The sequence below is a fragment of the Cupriavidus sp. SK-3 genome, from assembly GCF_000611145.1.
GTDB lineage: Bacteria > Pseudomonadota > Gammaproteobacteria > Burkholderiales > Burkholderiaceae > Cupriavidus.
The window spans coordinates 50633-51483 of sequence record NZ_JFJV02000214.1 but is presented as its reverse complement, the minus strand read 5'-3'; the positions used below and the strand labels follow the sequence as shown (position 1 = coordinate 51483).

Sequence of the window (851 nt, the reverse complement as noted above, 5' to 3'; positions counted from 1 at the left end):
CCCCCAGTCCCGGCTGGCGAAGAAGCGAGCCATAGCTGGTGATGACGAGATCGATGTCCGCAAGCCGCGCAGGGTCCAGCGCGCGCAAATCGGCCGCCGGCATGACCGACGGATGCGCGATCAGCAGGCGCAAGCCGGGAGCGAAGCGCTCGGCCTCTGCGGCCCAGTTGGCCAGCAGCGATGCGGGTGCGACCAGCAGACTGGGCCGGACCTCGGCGCTTTCGCGCTTCAGCACGAGCAGCAGCGAGAGTACCTGCATGGTCTTGCCCAGGCCCATATCATCCGCCAGGCAAGCGCCCAGTCCGAGCCGGGTAAGCAGGTACAACCACCGCACCCCGACCTGTTGGTAGGGCCGCAGGTTGGCCTTGAGCTCCGGTCCCGGGCTGATCTGCGCCAACCCCTCCGGCTGGCGCAACTCCTGCAGGATGTCGGCCAGCCAGGGCCCTGCAACAAGCTGCGACCAGTCGCGCTCAGCGGGGTCGGCGCTCTCGTCGAGCGAAACGCCCGTCAGAAGGCGTAGGGCCTCATTAAAGGGCAGACCGGTTTGCGCCGCCTTTTCCATGGCCTCGAATCGCTTCATGAGGCGACTGAGCTTCTTCTTGTCCACCTCGATCCAGCGACCACGGATGAGCTGCAAGCCGTCGGCGCCTTTGAGCAGATCCCTGACCTCGGAGGCGCTGAGACGCTCGCCGTCGAGGGAGACCTCCATGCTGAAATCGAGCAACGCGTCCTTGCCCAGGAGCGTAGGCGGTCGTGCTCCGACGCTGGCTTTCACAACGGGACGAGCAGGGCGGCCCGCCTGCCAGACGCCGGGCATGCGTACGACAATCCCGGCGGATTCGAGTTTGGGG

General features: G+C 66.6%; 1 protein-coding gene. It reads right to left on the bottom strand.

The genetic code is table 11. The features are described from left to right. A partial coding sequence (locus CF70_RS38150; RefSeq protein ID WP_235185141.1) for an SNF2 helicase-associated domain-containing protein occupies positions 1-851 on the bottom strand: 851 nt, incomplete at both ends.